At 66.7% G+C, this 24763-nt stretch carries 24 protein-coding genes; 16 read left to right on the top strand and 8 right to left on the bottom strand.

All coding sequences use genetic code 11. The features are described 5' to 3' along the window. Positions 1-8 precede the first annotated feature (8 nt). Both C7T96_RS08150 and C7T96_RS08145 read right to left on the bottom strand, forming a co-directional pair. Complete coding sequence (locus C7T96_RS08150; RefSeq protein ID WP_106570710.1) at positions 9-782, bottom strand: (Fe-S)-binding protein; 774 nt, start codon at positions 780-782, stop codon at positions 9-11. Continuing rightward, positions 779-1579: a FadR/GntR family transcriptional regulator gene (locus tag C7T96_RS08145; protein WP_106570709.1), complete on the bottom strand. Its 801-nt coding sequence runs from the start codon at positions 1577-1579 to the stop codon at positions 779-781. The genes C7T96_RS08150 and C7T96_RS08145 overlap by 4 nt, the downstream gene beginning before the upstream one ends. Before the next feature lie 170 nt (positions 1580-1749). On the opposite strand from C7T96_RS08145, the gene C7T96_RS08140 reads away from it, so the two are divergent. After that, positions 1750-3051: a DUF3422 family protein gene (locus C7T96_RS08140; RefSeq protein WP_245414098.1), complete on the top strand. Its 1302-nt coding sequence runs from the start codon at positions 1750-1752 to the stop codon at positions 3049-3051. A 143-nt stretch (positions 3052-3194) separates the two neighbouring features. Here the strand turns inward: C7T96_RS08140 and C7T96_RS08135 are convergent, their stop codons facing one another. Then, positions 3195-4190, bottom strand: a complete 996-nt coding sequence (locus C7T96_RS08135; RefSeq protein WP_106570708.1) for a LysR family transcriptional regulator — start codon at positions 4188-4190, stop codon at positions 3195-3197. A gap of 260 nt (positions 4191-4450) precedes the next feature. On the opposite strand from C7T96_RS08135, the gene C7T96_RS08130 reads away from it, so the two are divergent. From C7T96_RS08130 to glcF, 6 genes are all read left to right on the top strand, one after another. Beyond that, positions 4451-5947: an FAD-linked oxidase C-terminal domain-containing protein gene (locus tag C7T96_RS08130; protein ID WP_106570707.1), complete on the top strand. Its 1497-nt coding sequence runs from the start codon at positions 4451-4453 to the stop codon at positions 5945-5947. A 100-nt stretch (positions 5948-6047) separates the two neighbouring features. Continuing rightward, a complete protein-coding gene (locus C7T96_RS08125; protein WP_106570706.1) occupies positions 6048-6302 on the top strand; it encodes an AbrB/MazE/SpoVT family DNA-binding domain-containing protein in 255 nt (84 codons plus the stop codon). Continuing rightward, positions 6299-6706, top strand: coding sequence for a type II toxin-antitoxin system VapC family toxin (locus tag C7T96_RS08120; RefSeq protein WP_106570705.1), 408 nt, complete (start codon positions 6299-6301; stop codon positions 6704-6706). Before C7T96_RS08125 ends, C7T96_RS08120 begins: the two co-directional genes overlap by 4 nt. Next, positions 6703-7938, top strand: coding sequence for a glycolate oxidase subunit GlcE (glcE, locus tag C7T96_RS08115; protein WP_106570704.1), 1236 nt, complete (start codon positions 6703-6705; stop codon positions 7936-7938). Before C7T96_RS08120 ends, glcE begins: the two co-directional genes overlap by 4 nt. 11 nt (positions 7939-7949) lie before the next feature. Beyond that, entirely contained in the window at positions 7950-8330 is a 381-nt protein-coding gene (locus tag C7T96_RS08110) for a DUF4870 domain-containing protein (protein WP_106570703.1), read from the top strand. Between the two features lie 117 nt (positions 8331-8447). Beyond that, a complete protein-coding gene (gene glcF, locus C7T96_RS08105; RefSeq protein ID WP_106570946.1) occupies positions 8448-9755 on the top strand; it encodes a glycolate oxidase subunit GlcF in 1308 nt (435 codons plus the stop codon). A 6-nt stretch (positions 9756-9761) separates the two neighbouring features. On the opposite strand, the gene C7T96_RS08100 is transcribed toward glcF, so the two are convergent. Both C7T96_RS08100 and C7T96_RS08095 read right to left on the bottom strand, forming a co-directional pair. After that, positions 9762-10628 (bottom strand): bile acid:sodium symporter, encoded by an 867-nt coding sequence (locus tag C7T96_RS08100; RefSeq protein WP_106570702.1) that lies wholly within the window; start codon positions 10626-10628, stop codon positions 9762-9764. A 293-nt stretch (positions 10629-10921) separates the two neighbouring features. After that, positions 10922-11761: a L,D-transpeptidase gene (locus tag C7T96_RS08095; protein WP_106570701.1), complete on the bottom strand. Its 840-nt coding sequence runs from the start codon at positions 11759-11761 to the stop codon at positions 10922-10924. 224 nt (positions 11762-11985) lie between these two features. Here C7T96_RS08095 and C7T96_RS08090 point away from each other — a divergent pair, with 224 nt between their 5' ends. From C7T96_RS08090 to C7T96_RS08070, 5 genes are all read left to right on the top strand, one after another. Then, a complete protein-coding gene (locus C7T96_RS08090) occupies positions 11986-12624 on the top strand; it encodes a DNA-3-methyladenine glycosylase I (protein WP_106570700.1) in 639 nt (212 codons plus the stop codon). A gap of 114 nt (positions 12625-12738) precedes the next feature. Next, a complete protein-coding gene (hisS, locus tag C7T96_RS08085; protein ID WP_106570699.1) occupies positions 12739-14298 on the top strand; it encodes a histidine--tRNA ligase in 1560 nt (519 codons plus the stop codon). Positions 14299-14341: 43 nt separating this feature from the next. Further along, positions 14342-15460 (top strand): ATP phosphoribosyltransferase regulatory subunit, encoded by a 1119-nt coding sequence (locus C7T96_RS08080; protein WP_106570698.1) that lies wholly within the window; start codon positions 14342-14344, stop codon positions 15458-15460. Then, positions 15457-16155, top strand: coding sequence for an ATP phosphoribosyltransferase (gene hisG, locus C7T96_RS08075; RefSeq protein ID WP_106570697.1), 699 nt, complete (start codon positions 15457-15459; stop codon positions 16153-16155). Before C7T96_RS08080 ends, hisG begins: the two co-directional genes overlap by 4 nt. 189 nt (positions 16156-16344) lie before the next feature. Then, positions 16345-18069, top strand: a complete 1725-nt coding sequence (locus tag C7T96_RS08070) for an AMP-binding protein (RefSeq protein ID WP_106570696.1) — start codon at positions 16345-16347, stop codon at positions 18067-18069. Between the two features lie 68 nt (positions 18070-18137). Here C7T96_RS08070 and C7T96_RS08065 read toward each other — a convergent pair whose 3' ends face one another. Continuing rightward, positions 18138-18536 (bottom strand): DoxX family protein, encoded by a 399-nt coding sequence (locus C7T96_RS08065; RefSeq protein ID WP_106570695.1) that lies wholly within the window; start codon positions 18534-18536, stop codon positions 18138-18140. Positions 18537-18660: 124 nt separating this feature from the next. Beyond that, positions 18661-20052, bottom strand: a complete 1392-nt coding sequence (gene fumC / locus C7T96_RS08060; RefSeq protein ID WP_106570694.1) for a class II fumarate hydratase — start codon at positions 20050-20052, stop codon at positions 18661-18663. A 182-nt stretch (positions 20053-20234) separates the two neighbouring features. Here fumC and C7T96_RS08055 point away from each other — a divergent pair, with 182 nt between their 5' ends. The 4 genes from C7T96_RS08055 (at position 20235) to C7T96_RS08040 (ending at position 23241) form a co-directional block, all read left to right on the top strand. After that, on the top strand, positions 20235-20651 hold the full coding sequence (locus C7T96_RS08055) for a YciI family protein (RefSeq protein ID WP_106570693.1): 417 nt from the start codon (positions 20235-20237) through the stop codon (positions 20649-20651). 49 nt (positions 20652-20700) lie between these two features. Next, positions 20701-21111, top strand: coding sequence for a YciI family protein (locus C7T96_RS08050; protein WP_106570692.1), 411 nt, complete (start codon positions 20701-20703; stop codon positions 21109-21111). 133 nt (positions 21112-21244) lie between these two features. Beyond that, positions 21245-22519, top strand: a complete 1275-nt coding sequence (locus C7T96_RS08045; protein ID WP_106570691.1) for an RNA polymerase sigma factor — start codon at positions 21245-21247, stop codon at positions 22517-22519. 101 nt (positions 22520-22620) lie between these two features. Continuing rightward, positions 22621-23241, top strand: a complete 621-nt coding sequence (locus C7T96_RS08040) for a methyltransferase domain-containing protein (RefSeq protein WP_106570690.1) — start codon at positions 22621-22623, stop codon at positions 23239-23241. Between the two features lie 86 nt (positions 23242-23327). Here C7T96_RS08040 and C7T96_RS08035 read toward each other — a convergent pair whose 3' ends face one another. After that, positions 23328-24716, bottom strand: coding sequence for an MATE family efflux transporter (locus C7T96_RS08035; RefSeq protein ID WP_199190433.1), 1389 nt, complete (start codon positions 24714-24716; stop codon positions 23328-23330). Positions 24717-24763 lie beyond the last annotated feature (47 nt).

The following is a 24763-nucleotide window of genomic DNA, read 5'->3' as shown; positions in this document are numbered from 1 at the left end:
TGGATGGATTAACCTTTGCCGCCGATCGGTGCGGTGTCCGTCATGCCGGCGAGGACCTCGGCGACATGGCGCGCCTCGATCGCCGAGCCTTGCCGTTTCAGCTTGCCGGCCATGTTCATCAGGCAGCCGAGATCGCCGGCCAGAAGCAGCTCGGCCCCGCTCGCCTCGATGGTCTGGGTTTTTTTCTCCACGATCGCGTTGGAGATGTCGGAATATTTGACGCAGAACGTGCCACCGAAACCGCAGCACACGTCGGGATCGCGCATTTCCTTCAGCGTCAGCCCCTCGACCGAGGCGAGCAGCGCGCGCGGCTGGGCGGCGATGCCGAGTTCGCGCAGGCCCGAGCAGGAATCGTGATAGGTGGCGGTGGCCGGGTGGGTGGCCGCGACCGCGTCCAGGCCCATGATGTCGGTCAGGAAGCTCACCAGCTCGTGCACCCGGACAGAAAACGCCTCGGCGCGCGCGCGCCAGTCCGGGTCGTCGGAGAAAAGCTGCGGATAGTGCTTTTTCAGCATGCCGGCGCAGGAGCCGGACGGCGCCACGACATAGTCGAACCCCTCGAAGGCGCGGATGGTGGCTTGCGCGATGTCGCGCGCGTCCGCGCTGTCGCCGGAATTATAGGCCGGCTGTCCGCAGCAGGTCTGGGCCATCGGCACGTCGACGTCGCAGCCCGCCTCCTCGATCAGTTTGACGGCGGCGAAGCCGACCTGGGGTCGGAACAGGTCGACCAGACAGGTGACGAACAGGCCGACCTTCGGCCGTGCTTGACCAGAATCGCTCAACGCTCGCCTCCTTGCGCGGGCTTCTGCCCGGCCGCGCGCTGCAACGAGCGCAGACGCGAGATTTTCTGCCAGTTTTGGGTGCGTTCGGCTTCGCTCATCGCCTTCTCCACGAAATCGATATGGTCGCGCGCGGCCCGGCCGGCCCTGTCCGGGTCGCCCGCCAGGACCGCCTCTCCGATGGCGACATGTTGTTGAAGCAGCGTATCGCGCGCGTCGGGCAGCGCATAGATCAGCCCGCGGTTAAAAAAGACCCCGTCGGCCAGGAGCCGGTAGCACGAGCGCAGCGTGTGCAGAAGGATGATGTTGTGGGCGCATTCGCCGACGGTGTTGTGGAACTCGACGTCGAGTGCCGCCTCCCGCTCGAAATCGGCGTGACCGTGCGCTTGGCGCATGCGCGCAAGAATGTCGGACAAGAGGGCGCGGTCGTCTTCGGTGGCGCGGGCGGCGGCGAAGCCGGCGGCGATGCCCTCGATCTCGCGTCGATATTCCAGATAGTCGGCGATCGCCTTGCCGTGGGTGGCGACGAGATCCATCACCGGCGCCGTGAACACTTCGCCGATGAGGTCCGCGACCCGGGTGCCGTCGCCGTGGCGCGAGACGACCAGCCCGCGCGTCTCGAGTTGTTTGAGCGCATCACGCAGGATCGGCCGCGAGACATCGAGCCGGCTCGACAGATCGCGTTCGCCCGGCAGACGGTCGCCCGGCCGCAGGACGCCCTCGAGGATCAGATCCTCGATGCGGCGCACGACCTCGTCGGCGGTGCGGGCATGCTGGATTCGGGTGTAGACCTCGTGCAAGAGTACCGTCCGGCAAGTGACAATCGCCCCAGTCTTAGAAACACTCGCCGCACTGGTCAATTTTTTTATCCACTTTGCGGGACAAGCAGGCGCGGCGGAGGCGCCATGCCGCATGGACGGGTGGTGTCAATCGATTAAGCTGGTCTTGCCATTGGGAGGCGGAAACACCGATGCGTGACGATGAGACCGGAACCCAGCAAGAGAGCTCGCTTTCCGGCAGCGTGATGGGATTGCCGGCCTATGGCGGCCGGGCCGGGGCGCTCGGCGAGGTGCATGCGCGCCCGCATCCGCCGATCGAAACGCCGCGCCGGCTTGTCCAGCTCGCCTTCATGACAGAGGGCGGCAGCACGCTCGACCAAGCCGTCCTTGCCGAGCTGTCGCGGCGGCTCGGCGTCGCGCCGCCGGATCGCCAGGCCCGCCACCATGCGATGAAATGGGGCCGTGGCACGCTGCGCTGGGAGCGCCATACCGAGTTCTCCACCTATTTCTGGGAGGGGCCGCCGAACGGCGGCGATGACCAGGGGGACGCCGGACCGTTCGGACACGGATTTTCGGCGCCGGGAACGGTGATTTCGGGCGTGCGGATCGATATTCGCCCCTGGGACGCGCGCGCCGAGCGGTTGATCGAAAACTTCGATCCGGCGAGCCTGTGCTATTCGCTCGTCGAGGGCGGCAAGGCGGCGGTCGCCACCGATTTCCGTCAGGACGGCGACGGCCTGACGCGTATCCTGCTGCTCGACGGCGGGCTGACCTCGGCGCGGGTGGGGGCGCTGGCGCAACGGCTTCTCGACATCGAGACCTATCGCACGCTGGCCATGCTCGGCCTGCCGCTGGCACAGTCGCTGTCGCCGCGCATACGCCGTATCGAGGACAGGCTGGCGCAACTCACAGGCGAAATGCGCTCGGGCGAACGCCGCGACAGCGAGGGACAGTTGAACGAACTGACCGAGCTTGCCGCCGAGCTGGAGGCGGACGCGGCGGCCAGTCTCTACCGGTTCGGCGCCAGCCGCGCCTATCACGGCATTGTGGAGGAGCGGCTGGCCGCGCTCGCCGAGGAGGCCGTGCCCGGCTACGACACCTGGTCGGGGTTTCTGCAAAGACGGGTTGCGCCGGCGATGCGCACGTGTCGTTCGATCGAGGAACGGCAGGCCAATCTGTCGCGCAAGCTGGCGCGCGCGGCGAATTTGCTCAGAACCTGGGTCGACGTCGAGGTGGAACGCCAGAACCGGGATCTTCTCGGCTCGATGAACCGACGCGCCAAGCTCCAGCTCAGATTGCAGCAGACCGTGGAGGGACTGTCGGTGGCGGCCGTGTCCTATTACGTGGTCGGGCTTGCCGGCTACCTGGCCAAGGGCGCGGTCGATCTCGGCCTGCCGCTCAAGCCCGAGCAGACGACCGCGCTCGCCGTCGTGCCGGTGGTGCTTGCGGTGTGGTGGCTGGTGCGGCGTATCCGCCGCCGTCACGTCGCCTAGAGCCGTTTTGCTTTTCGCGGACTCGCAGACCGGCTCCACCTTATTGTTTTGACGCGTTTTTGAACTGCGAGACCGACGCTCGGTTTCGACAAGACATCTTCAGGCCGGTCGGCCTGGAACCGGTGTTCATGAGGGTTCCGCGATCAGGGCCGCGCGCCGTTGGGGCGTCCTGCGCTGCCGTTCGGCCTCGGCGTGTGAGCGAGGGCTTCGCCGTCGACCGGCGTCGACCCGGCGCCGTCCGGGGCCGTTTCCCAATAGGGCACGGGGCCGTAGAGGCCGGCCAGATAGTCGATGAAAAGCCGCACCTTGGCCGGCAGGAAGCGGCGCGAGGGATAGACGGCGTGGATGGCCACGCTCTTGGAGGCGGCGAATTCCGGCATGACCCGCACCAGCCGGCCCGAGGCGATCTCGGCGCCGATATCCCAGGTCGAGCGCAGGGCGAGGCCCATTCCCGCGATCACCGCTTCGCGCAGGACTTCGCTGGAATTGGTCTGCAGCGGTCCTTCGGCCCGGTAGACGACCGGACCGTGCGGACCTTCGAGCCGCCAGGCCTCGTTGTTGTGCTGGGGCAGGCAGACATGCCGTTCCAGATCCTCTATCGATTGCGGCAACCCATGCTCCGACAGGTAGGACGGGGCGGCGACCAGCACCCGCTCGACCGGCGCGAGCCGGCGCGCCACGAGGCTGGAATCCGACAGTTCGGCGATGCGGATGGCAAGGTCGAAGCCGTCGCCGACAATGTCGACGAAATCGTCCGACAAGACGAGATTGATCGACAGGTCGGGATTTTCGCGCATGAAGGCGCCGAGATGCGGTGCGATGTGCATGCGTGCGAACGAGGTCGGTGCGGAAATCTTCAAGGTGCCGCGCGGCTGCGTGGAACGTCGCGTCACGAACGCCTCTGCCTCCTCGATGCCGGCAATGATGGCGACGACGCGCTCGTAAAACCCCTGGCCGGCCTCCGTCAGCGCGACCTGGCGCGTGGTGCGCTGCAAGAGCCGTGTGCCAAGCCGGTCTTCCAGCTTGCGCAGTCTTTTGGACACGACCGCCGGCGACAGCCCCAGTTCGCGTCCCGCTCCCGACAGGCTGCCGGCTGAAACCACACGTGAAAAAATCTCAAGATCGGCAATATTTGTCATGGAACATCATGGTTTGTCTGTCTGATGCTAATACGGTGAAATCGATCAGTGGTTCACGATCCCGTGTTTTGAGTGTTTTGTCCTGCCACACCGTATTTCGCTTGCCGGACCCATGGTGGCGACCGGCGTTGAACCGTTATCAAGAGCGGTTGTGACATGAACCGTCTGTGAACAAACTCATTTCCAGGCGAGATTTAGACAGATGGTTTGCGTCGCTCCGCAAAACTGGTAAACACTTTTGACCAGTTGGAGGTGAGATCATGTCCGGCCTTGTGATGCCCGAAGCGGACGCCGCGACGCTGGCGCGGCGCGCCGAAATAGTTGCCGACATGCGAATCATCGTTCCCGGCGAGGGGGTCGTTGACACGGTCAACGCGATGCGCGCCTTCGAGACCGACGGGTTGACGGCCTACCGCCAGCTTCCGCTGGTGGTTGTGCTGCCGGAGACCACGGCGCAGGTGGCGCGAATCCTCAAATATTGCGATGAACGCAACATCCGCGTGGTGCCGCGCGGCTCCGGCACGTCGCTGTCGGGCGGGGCGCTGCCTTTGGAAGACGCGGTGCTTTTGGTGATGAGCCGTTTCAACCGTGTTCTCGACATCGATTACGCCAACCGTGCGGTCACCGCGCAGCCGGGAGTGACCAATCTCGCCATCACCCACGCCGTCGAACAGGACGGGTTTTATTACGCGCCGGACCCATCTTCACAGATCGCCTGTTCGATCGGCGGCAATGTCGCGGAGAACGCCGGCGGCGTCCACTGCCTGAAATACGGCCTGACGGCCAACAATGTGCTCGGTGTCGAAATGGTGCTGATGTCGGGCGAGGTGGTGCGGCTCGGCGGCAGCCATCTCGACGCGGAGGGCTACGACCTGCTCGGCCTGATGACCGGATCCGAAGGGCTGCTCGGCGTCGTCACCGAGATCACCGTGCGCATCCTGAAAAAGCCGGAGGCCGCGCGCGCCATGCTGGTCGGCTTTTCCTCCAGCGAGGCGGCCGGGCAGTGCGTGGCCGACATTATCGGCGCGGGTATCGTGCCGGGCGGCATGGAAATGATGGACGGGCCGGCGATCCGCGCGGCGGAGGATTTCGTCCAGGCCGGCTATCCGCTCGACGTGGAGGCGTTGCTGATCGTCGAGCTCGACGGGCCGGGCCCCGAGATCGACCATCTGATCGACCAGGTGGAGGCGATCGCGGCCAAGAACGGCGCGGTGACCAGCCGCATCTCGACCTCGGAGGAGGAGCGGCTGTCGTTCTGGGCCGGACGCAAGGCGGCGTTTCCGGCCGTCGGGCGCATCTCGCCCGACTATTACTGCATGGACGGCACCATTCCGCGCAAGGCGCTGCCGACGGTGCTGGCCGGCATGCGCGCGCTGTCGCAAAAATACGGGCTCGGCGTCGCCAACGTGTTTCATGCCGGCGACGGCAATCTGCATCCGCTGATTCTCTACGACGCCAACAATCCGGGCGAGCTGGAAAAGGCGGAGGAGTTCGGTGCCGACATTTTGCGGCTGTGCGTGAAGGTCGGCGGCGTCCTGACCGGCGAGCACGGCGTCGGCGTGGAAAAACGCGACCTGATGGGCGAAATGTTCTCCAAAATCGATCTCGACCAGCAGATGCGCGTCAAATGCGCCTTCGACCCGCAGCACCTGCTCAATCCGGGAAAGGTGTTTCCGCAATTGCGGCGCTGCGCCGAACTCGGTCGCATGCACATCCATCGCGGCCAAATCCCGTTTCCCGACATTCCGCGGTTTTGACAGCGATGCTGCTCAAGCAAAATATCCGGCAAGGGGCCGGGCACTGGCTCTTGCTTGGAAGTAAGGCAATTTCGCCTTACTTTAGCCGAGAGGTGATGCGATGACGATGCTTACGGTGACCGCCAAGGGCCAAGTGACTTTGAAAAAGGAACTGTTGAAACATCTCGGTGTCGCACCGGGGCAGAAAATCGAGGTTTATCAATTGCCCGATGGCGCGCTGTCGATCAGGGCTGCGCGGCCGAAAGGCCCGTGGGCTGATATCTATGGAATGCTGGCCGAGGAGACCGGGAACGTCGCAACGATCGAAGAGATGAATGAGGCAATCGCGAAGGGCTGGGCGGGACTGTCGAAGTGAGGATCACGGTCGACACCAATATTCTGGTGCGGATTGTCGTTCGGGACGACGTCTCTCAGGCAGACAGGGCGCTAGAATTGCTCGAGGCGGCGGAAACAGTTGTGATCCCGTTGCCCTGTCTGTGCGAATTTGCGTGGGTTCTCCTGGCGACATATGCCATCCCGCCGAACAAGGTCGCGTGGTCGATCCGGATGGTTTGCGACCGGGCCAATGTTTCGGTCGATGATGCGGCTGTGGCCGCCGGGCTGGTGTTGCTCGAGGCCGGTGGCGATTTCGCCGATGGCGCGATCGCGCTGGCTGGCGCATCGATGGGTGGGGAGACGTTCGTGTCGTTCGACCGGAAGGCCGTAAGCTTGTTGGCAAGATCTGGAATCGATGCACGATTGGTGGACGCGATCCGATGACCGTATTTTCCCCCTCCCGCGCCGAGGACGTCCTTGCCGCCGTGCAATGGGCGGTCGGCGAGGACGCGCCATTGGAAATCCTCGGCCACGGCACAAAGCGCGGCATCGGCCGGCCGGCGCAGACCGAGCACGCGCTCGACCTGTCAGCCCTGTCGGGCGTCACCCTCTACGAGCCCGAGGAACTGGTCCTGTCGGCCAGGGCCGGAACGCCGGTTGTCGAGATCGAGGCCTTGCTGGCCGAAAAGCGCCAGCAACTTGCCTTCGAACCGCTCGATTACGGGCCGCTTTTCGGTGCCCCGGCCGGGCGCGGCACGATCGGCGGCGTGCTGGCCGGCAATCTTGCCGGCCCGCGCCGCATCAAGGCCGGGGCGGCGCGCGACCATGTGCTCGGCATTCATGCCGTGTCGGGACGCGGCGAGGCTTTTAAATCGGGCGGGCGCGTGGTCAAGAACGTCACCGGCTACGATTTGTCCAAGGCGATGGCCGGGTCCTGGGGCACGCTCGCCGTCGTTACCGACGTCACCTTCAAGGTGTTGCCGGCGGCCGAGACCGAGACCACGCTTGTCCTGCGCGGGTTGAGCGATGCGGACGCGGCGATGGCGATGGCGGCGGCCATGGGCTCGGCCGGCGAGGTGTCCGGCGCCGCGCATCTGCCCGAGAGCGTGACCGGATCCGTGATCGCCGGCGCGCTTGCCGGCGCGGCATCGACGCTGCTGCGCCTGGAAGGGTTCGGCCCGTCGGTCGCCTATCGCCGCGACGTGCTGGCGAGCCTGTTCGAGGGCGGCGAGATCGAGACGCTCGAGGATCAGGTCTCGCGGACGCTCTGGCGCGAAATCCGCGATGCGGCGCCGTTTTGCGACGGCACCGAACGTCCGGTCTGGCGCGTTTCCGTGCCGCCGACGCGCGGGCACGCGCTGGTGATGGCGCTCCGGATGCAGGCGGCGGCCGATGCGTTCTACGACTGGCAGGGTGGGCTGGTATGGCTGCGCATGGACAGCGAGCCCGAGGCCGACATCGTGCGCGCGCTGGTTGCCGCGCATGGCGGCGGCCACGCCACCCTGGTGCGGGCGGGGCCGGTCTGGCGGTCGTCCGTGCCCGTGTTTCAGCCGCAGCCGGCGCCGTTGGCCGCGCTTTCGTCGCGGTTGAAGAACCAATTCGATCCGCACAACGTTCTCAATCCGGGGCGGATGTATCCCGCCGGCAGTTCTGCTAGCCTCGAAGCGCAAGATTGAGGAGACAAACGATGAGCGACATGAATTCCGGTCCGAACGAGCCGCGGCAGACCGATCGCTGGCTCGAGGCCGGCAAGACCAACATCCAGATCATCTACGTGCTTTATCTGGTCAGCCTGGCCATCGGCGTGACGGCGCTGATCGGCATCGTGCTCGCCCACATGAACCGCGGCAAGGCCGGCGGCTGGGTGGAAACGCACTATACCTGGGCGATCCGCACCTTCTGGATCGGCGTGCTTTACGGCGTGATCTGCGTGGTGCTGGCGGTGATCGGCATCGGCTTCCTCTTGATGATCGCGGTCGCGGTGTGGGCGATCGTGCGCATCGTCATCGGCCTGCAGAAATCCGCCCGCGAGGAGCCGATCGACAATCCGGAAAGCTGGTTGATTTGATGGCCGTCGGGGGAAGGGGCGCGGACCTGCCCGCATCGGCGGCATCGCCGCCGCCGGGCGAGACGGATGTCGCCGTGCCCGCCGCCGCTATTTTTCTTCCCCGATCCAGGACCTGACGTGCAGACCGCCTTCACCCCCGAACAGCTCGCCGACCCCCATATCGCCGAATCCGAGGCCATTTTGCGCAAATGCGTGCATTGCGGCTTCTGCACCGCGACATGCCCGACCTATGTGACGCTCGGCAACGAACTCGACAGTCCGCGCGGGCGCATCTACCTGATCAAGGACATGCTGGAAAACGGCCGTCCGGCGGACAAGGAGATCGTCACCCATGTCGATCGCTGCCTGTCGTGCCTGGCCTGCATGACGACCTGTCCGTCCGGCGTCAATTACATGCACCTTGTCGATCACGCCCGCGCCCATATCGAAAAGACCTATCGCCGGCCGTTGACCGACCGCCTGACGCGGCGCCTGCTCGCCATGGTGCTGCCCTATCCGGCGCGGTTTCGCGCCGCGCTGTCGCTGGCCGGCCTCGGCCGCCCGTTCGCCGGGTTTTTCCGGCGGATCGGGCCGTTGAAGCCGCTCGGCGCCATGCTGGCGCTCGCCCCGGCACGCGTGCCGAAAAAGTCCGCCTCGGCGAAGCCGGGCGTGCGCGGCGCGCGGGGAGAGCGCAAGGGGCGGGTGGCGCTGCTTTCGGGCTGCGCGCAGCCGGTGCTCGATCCCGGCATCAACGATGCGGCGATCCGGCTTCTGACGCGGCTCGGGGTCGAGGTGGTGGTCACCGCAGGCGAGGGATGTTGCGGCGCGCTGGTGCACCATATGGGCCGCGAGGCGGACGCGCTGGACGCGGCCCGGCGCAATGTCGACGCCTGGACGGCCGAACTCGACAAAGGCGGCCTCGACGCGATCGTCATCACCGCGTCGGGCTGCGGCACGACGATCAAGGATTACGGGTTCATGCTGCGGCTCGACCCGGCCTATGCGGATAAGGCGGCGCGCGTGTCGGCTCTGGCCAAGGACGTCACCGAATATCTGGCGAGCCTCGACCTGCCCGAACCCGACGCGCCGTGCGGCCTGACGGTCGCCTATCATGCGGCCTGCTCGATGCAGCACGGCCAGAAGATCGTTAGGGAGCCGAAGGCGCTCCTAAGCCGGGCCGGCTTCGCCGTGAAGGAGCCGCGCGAGGGCCATTTGTGCTGCGGCTCGGCCGGCACCTACAACATCCTCCAGCCCGAGATCGCGGCCCGGCTGGGCGAGCGCAAGGTGAAAAACATCGAGGCGACGGGCGCGGCGCTGGTGGCGACCGGCAATATTGGCTGCATGACCCAGATCGGGGCCGGGTCCGACCTGCCGGTGGTGCACACGGTCGAACTGCTCGACTGGGCCTATGGCGGGCCGAAACCCGCCGGCCTGCCGGCCGCCTGACCGGCTTCAGGCCGGCGCGAGCCGCCGCCGCCACAGCACGAACGGGATCGACACCAGATACATGGTGATGCCGTAGACGCCGGACGGCAGCGAAAAGGGCGGCAGGCCGGTCGCCTGCTCGCTGATCAGCGAGCCGACGGTGATGCCGAGCGTGGCATTCTGGATGCCGGTCTCGATGGCGATCGCCGAGGACTGGCCGCGATTGAGCCCGCCGCCGCGCGCCATCGCCGTGCCGATGGCCAGCATGACCACGTTGAGGGCGACGACGGCGGGGCCGAGCACCGGCAGATTGTCGACGAACACCGTCCAGTTGGAGGCCAGCGCGCCCACGACGACGATGCAAAATAACCCCGTCGCAAGGTGGGAGACCGGCGTTTCGACGGCATCGGCGAAGCCGGCGGCGAAGCGCCGGACCAGCATGCCGATCGCCACCGGCACGGCGGTGATGGCGAACATGGCGACGCCGAGCGCGGTGACATCGACCGGCGGGGCGTCGACACCCAGGAAATGGCCGGCCGTCAGGCCGACGAGCACCGGCACGGTGACCACCGAGACCAGGCTGATGACACCGGTCAGCGAGATCGACAGGGCGAGGTCGCCTTTGGCGAAGCGGGTCAGGATGTTGGACGTCACGCCGCCCGGGCAGAAGGAGAGGATCATCAGGCCGACCGCCAGCTCGCCCGAAATCCCGAAGCCGATCACGGTCAGGTAGGCGATCAGCGGCAGCAGCAAAAGCTGCGCGACGGCGCCGAGCGCGAACGCTTTCGGCTCGCGCGCCACGCGCGCGAAATCCGCGAGCGTGAGGCCGAGCCCGAGCGAAAACATGATGATGGCGAGCGCCAACGGCAAGAAGACGGACAGGATGATGTCCATGGGTTCCCTCCCTGCGGCACGCGCCCGCCCGGCGGTCGGGCATCGCATGCCTGTTCAACACCCCCGCGCCTGGGCCTAGCCATGCGCGGGCCGGCGAATCGTCGCCGCTTCTCTCCCACGACCTGCCTACATCAGATTTCTGAATGAGGGAAAGCTAATATTTGAAGAGAGGCGCTAGGCCAAAAAACAGGGGCGGCGCGCCCCCTCGGCACACCGCCCCTTCGCCGCGTCGTCGCCGGTCGCGCTGCGACCGGCTGCCCCCGCCGCGAAAATCGGGTCTCGTTATGTCGGTGTCAGATCACCTTGACCTGGGTGCCGACGCCGACGCGCTCGTAAAGCTCGATCACATCCTGGTTGCGCATGCGGATGCAGCCCGAGGACACCGCCTGGCCGATCGTCCAGGGCTGGTTGGTGCCGTGGATGCGGTAGAGCGTGGAGCCGAGATAAAGCGCGCGCGCGCCAAGCGGATTGGCCGGCCCGCCCTTCATGTGCGCGGGCAGGACGCGGCCCTTCTTGCGCTCGCGGGCGATCATCTCGGCCGGCGGGCGCCAGTCCGGCCATTCGCGCTTGCGGGTAACCTTGTGCGTGCCCGCCCATTCGAAGCCGGGCTTGCCGGTGCCGACGCCGTAGCGGCGTGCCTTGCCGCTCGGCTGGACGAGATAGAGAAAGTTCTGGGTGGTATCGATGACGATGGTGCCGGGTTTTTCCGGCCCGCCATAATCGACCGTCTGCGGCAGATAGATCGGGTTCATCTGCGGCTGCGCCGGCTTTTGCGCCGGCCGGGCGACGGCAGCCGTCTCCAGCGGCCGATTGCGATGGGCGCGCGTCGCGCGCGGCTCGGCGAAACGGACCTGCGCGCCGCGGTCGTAAACGACCCCGCCGCGCCGCACATAGGCCGGGCGCTGCTGGTCCATCGTCCGGCGGGCGCGCGCAATCGCCTCGGCATTGCCGATGCGGCGTGCCGTGTTCGACCGGTCGAGGGTCGGTTTTCTCTGCAACTGCATCACCCAGGGCGCGCTCAGATCGGGACTGACCGTCAGCGGCGGGCGTTTTCCGTAGCGCTCGCCGGCCGCCGCACCCGAAACCAAAAGGGCGACGGCGGCGGCGCCGGCAAACAAGGACAGGATTCGCATCGGACGTACTCTCCACATTTCGTCTGATGACCGGGCGCGTAACGAGGGGACGCCCGGAAGCAACGGCGATTGTGGCGGCGCGGAGAGTCGGAATGGTGAATCCGGTTCGTTAAAATGCCGATCTGTCAGGAAAGAGTCCGGTGTGGTTACCGGCCGGTTCAGGAATCTGGTAAAGGCGCGCTTAAAGCCGGCCCCAGGCGCGTTAACGGACGGATTTCGAGTGCATGGACGAGCAGAAAAGCGGATTGATCGCGGGTGAGGACGGGGCGCTGCGCTGTTTCTGGCACGGCAACGACCCGTTCTACCAGCACTATCACGACCATGAATGGGGGCGCCCGGTCGCCGACGACCGGCGCCTGTTCGAAAAAATCTGCCTGGAAGGCTTCCAGGCCGGGCTTTCCTGGATCACCATCTTGAGAAAACGGGAGAATTTTCGCGAGGCTTTCGAGAATTTCCACATCGACCGGCTGGCGCTCTATACCGAGCGCGACGTGGAGCGGCTGTTGACCAATGCCGGCATCGTGCGCCACCGCGGCAAGATCGAATCCACCATCAACAATGCCCGCCGGGCGCGCGAACTGGCCGACGAGGCCGGCTCGCTCGCGGCCTGGTTCTGGTCGTTCGAGCCGGGAGCGGAGGAGCGGCCGGCCGTCGTCGACTATGCCACGCTTCTCGCCAATCCGAAGACGGCGACCTCGACGCGCATCTCCAAGGAGCTGAAGCGGCGCGGCTGGTCGTTTGTCGGCCCGACCACGGTCTACGCCTTCATGCAGGCGATGGGGCTGGTCAACGACCATATCGAAGGCTGCGTGTGCCGGAAGGTGGTGGAGCTCGAACGCGAGCAGTTCGCCCGGCCGGGCTGACCGGCCCGACCCTTGCCGCTCCCTGCCGCATCGGTTACACGCCGGCTGTCGTTTCTTTGTTGAAGAAACATTTCACGCCACACGGTTCACTCCATCGCCTGGACGCAGCACGACATGAGCGGCAAACCCCAGAAAATGAAAGCGCGGCTGCCGCGCGGCCTCGTCGACCGCGCACCGGCCGATATCCGCGCGGTGGAGGAAATGTGCGGCAGGATCCGCGAAGTCTACGAGCTTTACGGCTTCGAGCCGGTGGAAACGCCGCTGATCGAATATACCGACGCGCTCGGCAAGTTCCTGCCCGACCAGGACCGGCCGAACGAGGGCGTGTTTTCGTTTCAGGACGACGACGAGCAGTGGCTGTCGCTGCGCTACGACCTGACCGCGCCGCTGGCGCGCCACGTGGCGGAGAATTTCAACGACATCCAGCTTCCATACCGCACCTATCGCGCCGGCTGGGTGTTTCGCAACGAAAAGCCAGGCCCGGGCCGCTTCCGCCAGTTCATGCAGTTCGACGCCGACACGGTCGGCGCGCCCTCGGTGGCGGCGGACGCCGAAATGGCGATGATGATGGCCGACGTGATGGAGGCGCTCGGCATCGCCCGCGGCGACTACGTCATCCGCGTCAACAACCGCAAGGTGCTCGACGGGGTGATGGAGGCGATCGGGCTCGGCGGCGCGGAGAATGCCGGCCGCCGGCTGACCGTGCTGCGGGCGATCGACAAGCTCGACAAATTCGGGCCGGAAGGCGTCAAGCTTCTGCTCGGTCCCGGCCGCTGGGACGGCGGGCGCGAGGGCGAGGGCGATTTCACCAAGGGCGCGGGGCTGGATGAGACGCAGGCCGCGATCATCATCGATTTCGTCGGGAAGGAGGGCTTTCTCCAGGAAGTCAGAGAAGGCCGCTATCGCAGTCCGTTGAGAAGCGAAAACCCCGATCGCACGCCGGTCAATTTCGAAGCGCTGCAAGCGATGACGCGCGAGGGTGCTTCCGAACTGGAGCAGATAGCATCTCTTGTGGAAGCCGCCGGCTACGGCCCGGATCGGATTCGCATCGACCCCTCGGTCGTGCGCGGGCTCGAATATTATACTGGTCCGGTCTACGAGGCCGAGCTCACCGCCGAGATCCCCAACGAAAAGGGCGAGATCGTGCGCTTCGGCTCGGTCGGCGGCGGCGGGCGTTATGACGGGCTGGTATCGCGGTTTCGCGGCCAGCCGGTGCCGGCGACCGGGTTTTCGATCGGCGTGTCGCGGCTCGCCACCGCGCTGAAGAATCTCGGCAAGCTCGGCCAGGATCCGGTGCGGCCGCCGGTTCTGGTCACCGTCATGGACGGCGACACGGCGGCGATGGCGAAATACCAGCAATTCACCCAGACGCTGCGCGCCGCCGGCATCCGCGCGGAGATGTATCAGGGCAACTGGAAGAAATTCGGCAACCAGCTCAAATATGCCGACCGGCGCGGTTGCCCGGTCGCCGTCATCCAGGGCGCGGACGAGCGCGACCGGGGCGAGGTTCAGGTCAAGGACTTGCTCGAGGGCGCCCGGCTTTCGGCCGAAATCGACAGCAACGAGGAATGGCGCGAGGCGCGCGTGGCGCAGGTCTCGGTGCCCGAAGCCGAGCTTGTCGCCACGGTCGAGCGCATATTGAAGGCACAGGCCAGGGAGCGGGACGGCCGGTGATGCGGGCTTGTGTCTTTTCGCGCGCGGCCGGAGCCGGGCGGTCATGACGGCGCGTCCGCCCTTTGCCGAGGATATTGCGGCCGTGTTCGCCGAGCGCGGCGCGGCGATGGTCGAGGTGGCGATGCTGCAGCCGGCCGAGCCGTTTCTGGACATGGCCGGCGAGGATCTGCGCCGGCGCATCTACCTGACGGAGAGCGAAACCGGCGAGACGCTGTGCCTCAGGCCCGAATTCACCATTCCCGTCTGTCTCGACCATATCGAAAGCCGCGCCGGCACGCCGCGCCGCTATGCCTATCTCGGCGAGGTTTTCCGCCAGCGCCGCGAGGGCGGCAGCGAGTTCTTCCAGGCCGGCATCGAGGATCTGGGCGAGGCCGACATCGCCACCGCCGACGCGCGTTCGCTGGCCGACGCGCATGCGCTGCTTGAGCGAACGCTGCCCGGACATGCGCTTTCGGTCACGCTCGGCGACCAGACGATCTTCGAGGCCGTGCTCGCCGCGCTCGGCCTGCCGCGCGGCTGGCGCATGCGGCTTGCCCGCGCCTTCGGCGCGCCGGACCAGCTCGAGGCGGCACTCGCCGACCTCGCCGATCCGCCGAAAAACGTCGCCCTGCCGGCGCCGGTCGCCGCCTTCGTCGCCGATGGCGACCATGACGGGCTGGCGGCGCATATCGCAGCCGGGATGGAGGAGGCCGACCTGTCGGCGGCGCTCGGGCGCACGCCGGGCGAGATCGCGCGCCGGCTGATCGAAAAGGCCGAACTGAGAAGCGTCAGGCTGTCGGCCGAGGCGTTCGCGGCGCTGAAGCGTTTTCTGGCGATCCACGTGCCACTTGGCGACGCGGCCGCCGCGCTCGAGGCCTTCGGTGGCGATGCCGGCATCTCGCTGGGAGCCGCGCTCGACAATTTCTCCGCCCGCGCCGAGGCGATCGCGGGTTACGGCCTGACCGGTGCGAGTGTCCATTACGACGCCGCCTTCGGCCGGCCGCTCGACTATTATACCGGGCTCGTCTTCGAGATCTCGGCCGCAGGCGGCGAGCGGCCGCTTGTCGGCGGCGGCCGTTACGACCGGCTGCTGACGCTTCTGGGCGCGCAAGACCCGATACCCGGCGTCGGCTTTTCGGTCTGGCTCGACCGGATCGAGAGCCTGCGGGAGGCCGCGCCATGACCGTCACGCTCGCCCTGCCGTCCAAGGGGCGCCTGCGCGAGGAGGCGATGGCGGTGTTCGCGCGCGCCGGCCTGCCGGTCGTCGAACCGGAAGATACGCGTCGCTACCGCGCCCGTATCGACGGCCGCGACGACATCGAGGTCGCCTTCCTGTCGGCCTCGGAGATTGCCAGCGAGCTCGGGCGCGGCGCCGTCGATCTGGGCGTGACCGGCGAGGATCTGGTGCGCGAGAGCCTGGCCGACTGGCAGGCCCGGGTCGCGATCGCCGCGCGGCTGGGCTTCGGCCGTGCCGACGTCGTGGTCGCGGTGCCCGATATCTGGCTCGACGTGGCCACCATGGCCGATCTCGACGACGTGGCGGCGGATTTCCGCCAGCGTCACGGTCGCCGGCTCAGGATCGCGACCAAGTACTGGCGGCTGACGCAGCAGTTCTTTTCCCAGATGCACGGCATCCAGGTCTACCGGATCGTGGAAAGCCTCGGCGCAACGGAAGGCGCGCCGGCGGCCGGCCAGGCCGACGTGATCGTCGACATCACCTCCACTGGCTCGACCTTGAAGGCCAATCATCTGCGCGTGCTCGACGACGGCGTCATCCTGAAATCGCAGGCGTGCCTGGTGACGGCGCTGAAGGCGCGCCCGGCAGCCGACGCGGCGCTGGTGGCCGAGATCGACGACAAGGTTGCACGGGCGCTTTAGGCACCGGGTCGAACTCGGCTTCAACCTCCCATTGTCCGCTGGTTTTCCATCGCTTTGCCGGAGCCGCCGGTCCCCAGCTCTTTGACCCGTCGCCTCGAAGCGACGCCGGCGCATTGCGGCCGCAATGCCGGGTGCTAAACTCCTCCCAAAGCCGCGCATGGCAGGTCGGCGGCGTCAGGGAGGACAGACATGACCATTCACCCGGCCGGGGAACCGGTATTGACGCCGGTCGACGGGCTTTCGCATGTTGTGGGGGATCGCACGCGACCTCTGCTGGAGCAGACCATACCCGCCCGCCTCGCTGAGACGGTGGCGCGCTTCGGTGCGCGCGAGGCCGCCGTGTTCTGCGCCGAGGGGACCCGGCTGACCTGGCGGGAATTTGCCGACGAGATCGACCGGCTCGCCGCGGGGCTGCTGGCGCTTGGCATCGGGCGCGGCGACCGGGTCGGCATCTGGTCGCCCAACCGGCGCGAATGGCTGCTGACGCAGTTCGCGACCGCCCGCATCGGTGTCGTGCTGGTCAACATCAATCCGTCCTACCGGCTCTACGAGCTGGAATACGCGCTCAACAAGGTGGGCTGCCGGGCGCTGATCACCGCGGCCGTGTTCAAATCGTCCGATTATCTCGGCATGATCCGCGAGCTTGCCCCGGAACTGGACGAGGCCATGCCGGGTGGCCTGAAGGCGGCGCGCCTGCCTGCGCTCACCACCGTCATCCGCATGGGAGACGGGCGCTCGCCCGGCATGTTCGGCTTCCAGGAGGTGATGGAACTCGGCGGGGCCGAGGAGCGCGCGCGGCTCGATGCGGTGAGCGCCGGCCTCGATCCGGACGACGCGATCAATATCCAGTTCACCAGCGGCACCACCGGCGCGCCGAAAGGCGCGACGCTCAGCCATCGCAACATCCTCAACAATGCCCATTTCGTCACCCAGACGATGAATTTCACCGAGGCCGACCGGCTGGCGATCCCGGTGCCGCTCTACCATTGCTTCGGCATGGTCATGGGCACGCTGGGCTGCGTCACCAAGGGCGCGGCGATGATCTTTCCCGGCGAGGGTTTCGACCCGGAGGCGACGCTGGCGGCGGTGGCCGGCGAACGCTGCACGGGTCTTTACGGCGTACCGACCATGTTCGTGGCCATGCTCGATCATCCCGGTTTCGCCGGTTTCGACCTGTCCAGCCTGCGAACCGGCATCATGGCCGGCGCGCCCTGTCCGGTCGAGGTGATGAAGCGGGTGCAGCGTGACATGAACATGAGCGAGGTGACGATCGCCTACGGCATGACGGAGACCAGCCCGGTCTCCTTCCAAAGCCATGTCGACGATCCGCTGGAAAAACGCGTCTCGACGGTGGGGCGGGTACATCCGCATGTCGAGGTCAAGGTTGTCGACGCGGATGGCGCGACGGTGCCGGTGGGGGTCTCGGGCGAGTTGTGCACGCGCGGCTATTCGGTGATGAAGGGCTATTGGGACGAGCCGGAAAGAACCGCCGAGGCCATCGACGCCGACGGCTGGATGCATACGGGCGATCTCGCCACGATCGACGCGCAAGGCTATTGCAACATTGTCGGGCGGGTGAAGGACATGATCATCCGCGGCGGCGAGAACGTCTATCCGCGCGAGATCGAGGAGTTTTTATACCGTCATCCCAAGGTGCGCGAGGTCCAGGTGTTCGGCGTGCCGGATCCGCGCTACGGCGAGGAGATCTGCGCCTGGGTGGTGGCGGCGGGCGAGGCGCCGAGCGAGGACGAGATCCGCGCCTTCTGCCAGGGACAGATCGCCCATTTCAAGATCCCGCGCTATGTGCGGGTCAAGGAAGACCTGCCGATGACGGTTACCGGCAAGCCGCAGAAATTCATCATGCGCGAGGCGATGGTCGCGGAACTCGGCCTGGCGGTCGACGAGACGGCATAGGCGCATCTCGACGTGGCGACGGCCCGGGCGCTGCCCGGGCCGCCTGCAGGGCGACCGTTGCGTATCGGTCAGGCGTTGACCGTCTTGCCCGTGCGGGCATCGATCGACAGCGCGCCGGGGCCGGCCACGAACAGGGCGAGCATGCCGCCGGCGATTGTGACGTTCTTCATGAACAGGATCATCTGCATCTGGTCGGCCGGCGCGTAGTGGAAGACGAAGCCGGTGAAGACGCAGAAGGCGGCGAGCGCGAGCGCCGTCAGCCCGGTCTGGAAGCCGACCAGAAGGGCGATGCCGGCCAGCGTTTCGAAAATGGCGGCGAGCCAGGCCAGAAGCGTGCCGGCCGGCAGGCCGACCGAGGTGATGTAGCCGGCGGTGCCGTCGATCGTGCCGAATTTCTGCAGGCCGGCCATGATGAACATCACCGAGAGCAGAATGCGCGCGATGAGCAGGATGACGCTGGTGGACATAAGGGTGTTCTCCGCAGGGTTTTTCAATGGCGCACAGTTAAGGCCATGTCTTCGCGACAAAAAGACATCTGTCGCGGGACTGTTCGTTCACAATCGTTGAACGGCAGACGGTAACGCCTCCATCCTATCCCGGCTTCGTCATTTCCCGGGGCCGCACGAGACGGTCGTAGTCCTTTTCATCGACCAGCCCCGTCGCCAGTGCCTCCTCGCGCAAGGTGGTGCCGTTCTTGTGGGCGCTCTTGGCGATCTTGGCGGCGTTGTCGTAGCCGATCGTCGGCGCGAGCGCGGTGACCAGCATCAGCGAGCGTTCGAGCGCGGCCTTGATATTGTCCTCGCGCGCCTCGATGCCGACCACGCAGCGGTCGGTGAAGGAGCGCGCCGCGTCGGCCATCAGCTGCACCGATTGCAGGAAATTATAGGCCATCACCGGGTTGTAGACATTGAGCTCGAAATGGCCCTGGCTGCCGGCGAAGGTCAGTGCTCCGTTGTTGCCGAAAACCTGGACGCAGACCTGGGTCAGCGCCTCGCACTGGGTCGGGTTGACCTTGCCGGGCATGATCGAGGACCCGGGTTCGTTTTCCGGCAGGGCAAGTTCGCCGAGGCCGGAACGCGGGCCCGAGCCGAGAAAGCGTATGTCGTTGGCGATCTTGTAGAGCGCGGCGGCGGCGGCGTTGATCGCGCCGTGCGCGAACACCATCGCGTCGTGCGCGGCGAGCGCTTCGAACTTGTTCGGCGCGGTGGTAAAGGGCAGGCCGGTGATGGCCGCGATCCGTTCGGCGATCTTTTCTGCGAAACCGACCGGCGCGTTGAGCCCGGTGCCGACCGCGGTGCCGCCCTGGGCGAGTTCCATCAGGCCGGGCAGGGTGGTTTCGATGCGGGCGATCGCCGAGGCGACCTGCGCGGCGTAGCCCGAAAATTCCTGGCCGAGCGTCAGGGGCGTGGCGTCCTGGGTGTGGGTGCGGCCGATCTTGACGATGTCTGCGAACGTTTTTGCCTTGGCGTCGAGCGCCGTGTGCAGACGGGCGAGCGCCGGCAAAAGGTCGTGCACGATGCGCTCCGCGCAGGCGATGTGCATGGCGGTGGGATAGGTGTCGTTGGACGACTGGCTCATATTGACGTGGTCGTTGGGATGGACCGGGTCCTTCGATCCGACGGTGCCGCCGAGTATCTCGATCGCCCGATTGGCGATCACCTCGTTGGCGTTCATGTTGGACTGAGTGCCGGACCCGGTCTGCCACACGGAAAGCGGAAAATGGTCGTCGAGGCGGCCGTCGATCACTTCCTGCGCGGCGGCCGCGATTGCGTCGGCGCGTTCGGCGTCGAGGCGCCCAAGCGCCTGATTGGTCTCGGCGGCGGCGCGCTTGACGATGCCGAGCGCGCGCACGATCGACAAAGGCTGCCTTTCCCAACCGATGGCGAAATTCTCCAGCGAGCGCTGCGCCTGCGCGCCCCAGTAGCGGTCTGCGGGAACCTCGATCGGGCCGAACGTGTCGGTTTCGGTGCGTGTGTCGGTCATGGCGTCTCGTCCTGGCTGCTGTATGCCGGCGAAGATAGGCGCGCGCGGCCGCCCTCGCCACCATGCAGGACTTTTCCGCAGGAAATAACGCTCCCCGTGTCGATCTTGCGCGGGGTCGTACGTCGTGTTGACGAAACCGTCCCACAGCGGGCCGGTAAGGCTGGGAAACGAAGGAGAACGCGATGCGCGTGATGGTTCTGGTCAAGGCGTCGGCGGAGTCGGAAGCCGGCGTGATGCCGAGCACGGAGCTTTTGACCGAGATGGGCCGGTTCAACGAGGAATTGGTGAAGGCGGGCGTGCTGCTCGCCGGCGAGGGGCTGCATCCGTCCAAAAAGGCGGTGCGGATCGACTTTTCCGGCGAAGAGCGCATGGTCGTCGACGGGCCGTTTGCCGAGACGAAGGAACTGGTCGCCGGTTTCTGGATCCTGCAGGTCAAATCGCTGGAGGAGGCGGTCGAATGGCTGAAGCGGTCCCCGTTCCGGGACGGCCAGGTCGAGATCAGGCCGATCTTCGAGCTGGAGGATTTCGGCGACGCCGCCACGCCGGAGGTTCGCGAGCGCGAGCAGCGCCTGCGCGAGCGGATCGAGGGTCGGAATTGATTTTAGGGCGAAAGCGACTTGTACGTCTTCACCGCCTGAGGAGAACCAGATGAGATTTATGATGCTGATGATCCCGGCCGGCTACGAGAGTGCCGCGCCGGGAACCATGCCCGACAACAAGGACCAGCTCGACGCGATGATGAACTATAATCGCGCGATGCAGCAGGCCGGCGTGCTGGTCGCATGCGACGGTCTTCATCCGCCCTCGATGGGCGCGCGGGTGCGCTTCGACACCGGACGTCCGGTGGTTACCGATGGACCTTTCACCGAGGCCAAGGAGGTGCTGGGCGGTTACTGGGTGATCGACGTCGCCTCGCGCGATGCGGCGATCGAATGGGCCAGACGCTGCCCAGGTGCGCCCGACGAGATGATCGAGGTCAGGCAGGTGATGGAAACGGACGATTTTCCCGAAGACATGCAGGGTTCGCTCACCGACTTCGCCGACATGCAGAACCGCTGAGCCCGCGTTCGTTACGGCTGCGATTACCGCTAAGGTATTGGATCGTGGTTCGTTCAACGGTCGGCGGCAAACCAGTCGGCGTGGGTGCAAAGCGTGACTTGCGTCGTCGGGACCCTCGATCTATTCGGGAAGCGTGACGGCCACGGACACACATCGCGCCATCGAGGCGGTCTGGCGGATCGAACAGGCCAAGCTGATCGCCGGCCTTACAAGGCAGGTGCGCGATGTCGGCCTGGCGGAGGAGTTCGCGCAGGAAGCGCTGGTCGCCGCCCTGAAGAGCTGGCCGCAGATGGGTGTGCCCGACCGGCCCGGGGCCTGGCTGATGGCCACCGCCAAGCGCCGTGCCATCGATCATTTTCGTCGCAACAAGCTGATCGCGCGCAAACATGCCGAAATCGGCCGTGACCTGGAGGTTGGGCTTGACCCGTCGGCCGACATCGAGGCGACGATGGACGATCCGGTCGGCGACGATCTCCTGAGCCTGATCTTCGTCGCGTGCCATCCGGTTCTGTCGGCCGAGGCGCGCGCGGCGCTCACCTTGCGGCTGGTGGGCGGGCTGACCACCGCCGAGATCGCACGCGCCTTTCTGGTTCCCGAACCGACGGTCGCGCAGCGCATCGTGCGCGCCAAGAAGGCGCTGGCCGAAGCCGATGTCGCCTTCGAGGTGCCGCGCGGCGCGCAGATGGCGGAACGGCTGGGTTCGGTGCTGGCGGTGATCTATCTGATCTTCAACGAAGGGTACTCGGCGACCGCCGGCAATGACTGGACCCGGCCGCAGCTGTGCGAGGAGGCGATGCGGCTTGGACGCATCCTGGCCGAACTGGCGCCGGACGAGCCGGAAGTCCACGGGCTGGTGGCGCTGATGGAAATCCAGGCCTCGCGCATCGGCGCGCGCACCGACGACAAGGGCGAGCCGGTGTTGCTGCTCGACCAGGATCGCGGCCGCTGGAACCGGCTGTTGATCCGGCGCGGCCTTGCCGGGCTCGACCGCGCCGAGGCGCTCGGCGGGCGCGGTGCCTATGTGCTGCAGGCGGCGATCGCGGCCTGCCACGCGCGCGCGGCGATCGCGGACGAGACCGATTGGGACCGCATCGCCGGGCTTTACGCCGACCTCGCCCGGTTGGCGCCCTCGCCGGTGGTCGAACTCAACCGGGCCGTGGCGGTGTCGATGGCGCAGGGGCTGGCGGCGGGCCTGGAGATCGTCGACCGCCTGGTCGCGGAAAACGCGCTCAAGACCTATCATCTTCTGCCGAGCGTGCGCGGGGATTTTCTGGCCAAGCTCGACCGTTTCGCCGAGGCGCGGGCCGAATTCGAGCAGGCTGCCGCGCTGACGCGCAATCAACGGGAAAAGGCGCTTCTCACCGAACGCGCGCAAGCCTGCGCCCGCGGCGAGCGCCCGGCGCGCTGAGGCATCGACCCGTGGCGGCCGAGCGGGCGGTTTCGCCGACCTTGCAGGCGCGAGCGCGGCACCCGATATGGGGTCAAGATTTCCGAGTCGTGGAGACAGGCGTGAGCGGCAGCGACCAGACGCATTGGGACGACGTCTATACCAGTAAGGCCGAGGCCGAGGTGAGCTGGTTCCAGGAGGAACCGGAGGTCTCGTTGTCTCTGCTCGAACTTGTCGGCGCTCGTCCCGACGATGCGATCGTTGATATTGGCGGCGGCGCGTCGCGACTGGTCGATTGTCTGCTGGACAAGGGGTTCACCCGTGTCAGCGTGCTCGACCTGTCGGCTGCGGCCCTGGCGGCCGCCCAGGCACGCCTGGGCGAACGGGCCAAGGCGGCAAACTGGATCGCGGCCGACGCGCGAAGCTGGGAGCCGCCCGAGAGCTACGATATCTGGCACGACCGGGCCGCTTTCCATTTCCTGACCGACGCGGGCGATCAGCAGGCCTATGTCGAGCGGCTCAATCGCGGCCTTGCGGTCGGAGGCCATGCGATCGTCGGCACGTTTGCGCCCGACGGTCCGGAAAAATGCAGCGGACTGCCGGTCGTCCGGCACGACGCCGACAGCCTGTCGCGCCTTTTCGGTCCCGGCTATGTCGTGGTCGACAGCCGTCGCCACGCGCACAAGACGCCCTGGGGCGCGGTGCAGAAATTCCAGTTCAGCACGTTCCGGCGCGTGGCGTAGTCCCGCCGGCGGCGGGGTTCGGGTGCGCGCTGCCCCCGTCGCGCGGCTTTGAAAGCCAGGTGCGACAGGGGCGAGCGCCGCCTCCGTCAGGCCTGCTGGTGGAAGACGCCCCAGCGCCGACCCGTCGTGGCCTGGTGATGCGCGAGCACCATGACGGCCAGGCTCAATGCCAACAGTTCCGATAGCGGCGCGCCGAGCCATATGCCCGGTTCGCCGAGCAGCGGCGGCAGGGCGAGGGTCAGCGGGATCGCGAACAGATAGGTGCGCGACAGGTTGAGCACCGCCGTCCTGGTCGCATCGCCGATCGCCTGGAAATAGCCCGCCAGCATCATCAGCGGGCCGGCGACGGCATAGGCCGCGGTGACGACCGGCAGGATACGGGCCAGTTCGGCCACCGTTGCCGGATCGTCGACGAAGACCGTGCCGATCGTGCTGCGTGCCAAGAGCAGGCTCACCTGCACGCTCGCGCAATAGGCGAAGGCCACGACCACCGCCAGCCGCAGGCTCGTGTCGGAGCGCTGCCACAGCCCGGCGCCGAAATTGTTGCCGGCGATCGTCTGCAGGGCCATGCTCAACCCGAGCAGCGGCAGATAGGTGAAGGTGAGCACGCGGGTGGCGATGCCGTAGGCGGCGACTGTCTCGGCATACCCGTTGCCGCCCCAGGCCTGGATCATGGCGATCGTCGCGCCGGAGCCCAGCGAAATGCCGAGAAATGTCAGGCTCTGCGGCGTGCCCAGCGCCAGGAACGCACGCCAGCCATGGCGCCAGGCCCCGAGCGGGAGAAGCGACAGCTTCAGCGGCGTTGCCGCGCGCAGCCGGAAGACGAGCACGGCGGCGAAGGCCAGCACCATGGCCGCGACCGTGCCGGCGGCCGAGCCGGCGACGCCGAACTCGAAAACGACGATCAGCAGGTAGTTGAAGACGATATTGGCGCTCGAGGTCACCAGGCTGACCGCCGCCATCAGACCCATGCGCCCCTCGCAGCGCAGCGCGTCGGAATTGATCGACAGCACGAACAGCACCGGCGAGAACCAGATCAGGATGGAGATGTAGCGATAGCCGTCGCGCGCCAGGTCGGCCGAACCGTTGGCGAGCCAGCCGGCCAGGGCGGCGCCGCCGGCTGCGAAGCCGGCAACGAGCCCCGCACAGACCAACAGCGCGAGCGCGTGCGCACCGACGAAGGCGGCGCGCGCGCCGTCGAAATCGGCCGCGCCGAGGCGGCGCGCGAGAACGCTCGCCATGCCGCCGGCGACAAGCGTGGCCAGCGCGACGAGCAGCATATAGACGGGAAACATCAGCGTGACGGCCGATAGCGCGGCGGCGCCGACGAATTCGCCCAAGAAATAGGCGTCGATCACCGTCTGCAGGCCGTTCATCGCCATGATCAGCACGATCGGCGCCGTGGTGCGAACGAACAGCGCCGGCAGCGGTCCGTCCAGGAACATATTGCTTTGGGACGTCGGGGGCGTGGTCATAAGTCGGTCTCCTGGCGCCGGAGGACGACGAATGGTGCTCGCATTGC

Source organism: Nitratireductor sp. StC3 (assembly GCF_003015025.1).
GTDB classification, from domain to species: domain Bacteria; phylum Pseudomonadota; class Alphaproteobacteria; order Rhizobiales; family Rhizobiaceae; genus Mangrovimarina; species Mangrovimarina alexandrii.
Note: the sequence above shows the minus strand (reverse complement) of the source record. Positions and strands in the feature narration are given on the sequence as shown.

Coding starts and splice junctions, on each gene's coding strand:
- C7T96_RS08140 (WP_245414098.1), top strand. CDS start 1,750: ATGCGTGACGATGAGACCGGAACCCAGCAAGAGAGCTCGCTTTCCGGC.
- C7T96_RS08135 (WP_106570708.1), bottom strand. CDS start 4,190: ATGACAAATATTGCCGATCTTGAGATTTTTTCACGTGTGGTTTCAGCC.
- C7T96_RS08130 (WP_106570707.1), top strand. CDS start 4,451: ATGTCCGGCCTTGTGATGCCCGAAGCGGACGCCGCGACGCTGGCGCGG.
- C7T96_RS08125 (WP_106570706.1), top strand. CDS start 6,048: ATGACGATGCTTACGGTGACCGCCAAGGGCCAAGTGACTTTGAAAAAG.
- glcE (WP_106570704.1), top strand. CDS start 6,703: ATGACCGTATTTTCCCCCTCCCGCGCCGAGGACGTCCTTGCCGCCGTG.
- C7T96_RS08110 (WP_106570703.1), top strand. CDS start 7,950: ATGAGCGACATGAATTCCGGTCCGAACGAGCCGCGGCAGACCGATCGC.
- C7T96_RS08100 (WP_106570702.1), bottom strand. CDS start 10,628: ATGGACATCATCCTGTCCGTCTTCTTGCCGTTGGCGCTCGCCATCATC.
- C7T96_RS08095 (WP_106570701.1), bottom strand. CDS start 11,761: ATGCGAATCCTGTCCTTGTTTGCCGGCGCCGCCGCCGTCGCCCTTTTG.
- C7T96_RS08090 (WP_106570700.1), top strand. CDS start 11,986: ATGGACGAGCAGAAAAGCGGATTGATCGCGGGTGAGGACGGGGCGCTG.
- hisS (WP_106570699.1), top strand. CDS start 12,739: ATGAGCGGCAAACCCCAGAAAATGAAAGCGCGGCTGCCGCGCGGCCTC.
- C7T96_RS08080 (WP_106570698.1), top strand. CDS start 14,342: ATGACGGCGCGTCCGCCCTTTGCCGAGGATATTGCGGCCGTGTTCGCC.
- hisG (WP_106570697.1), top strand. CDS start 15,457: ATGACCGTCACGCTCGCCCTGCCGTCCAAGGGGCGCCTGCGCGAGGAG.
- C7T96_RS08070 (WP_106570696.1), top strand. CDS start 16,345: ATGACCATTCACCCGGCCGGGGAACCGGTATTGACGCCGGTCGACGGG.
- C7T96_RS08065 (WP_106570695.1), bottom strand. CDS start 18,536: ATGTCCACCAGCGTCATCCTGCTCATCGCGCGCATTCTGCTCTCGGTG.
- fumC (WP_106570694.1), bottom strand. CDS start 20,052: ATGACCGACACACGCACCGAAACCGACACGTTCGGCCCGATCGAGGTT.
- C7T96_RS08055 (WP_106570693.1), top strand. CDS start 20,235: ATGCGCGTGATGGTTCTGGTCAAGGCGTCGGCGGAGTCGGAAGCCGGC.
- C7T96_RS08050 (WP_106570692.1), top strand. CDS start 20,701: ATGAGATTTATGATGCTGATGATCCCGGCCGGCTACGAGAGTGCCGCG.
- C7T96_RS08035 (WP_199190433.1), bottom strand. CDS start 24,716: ATGACCACGCCCCCGACGTCCCAAAGCAATATGTTCCTGGACGGACCG.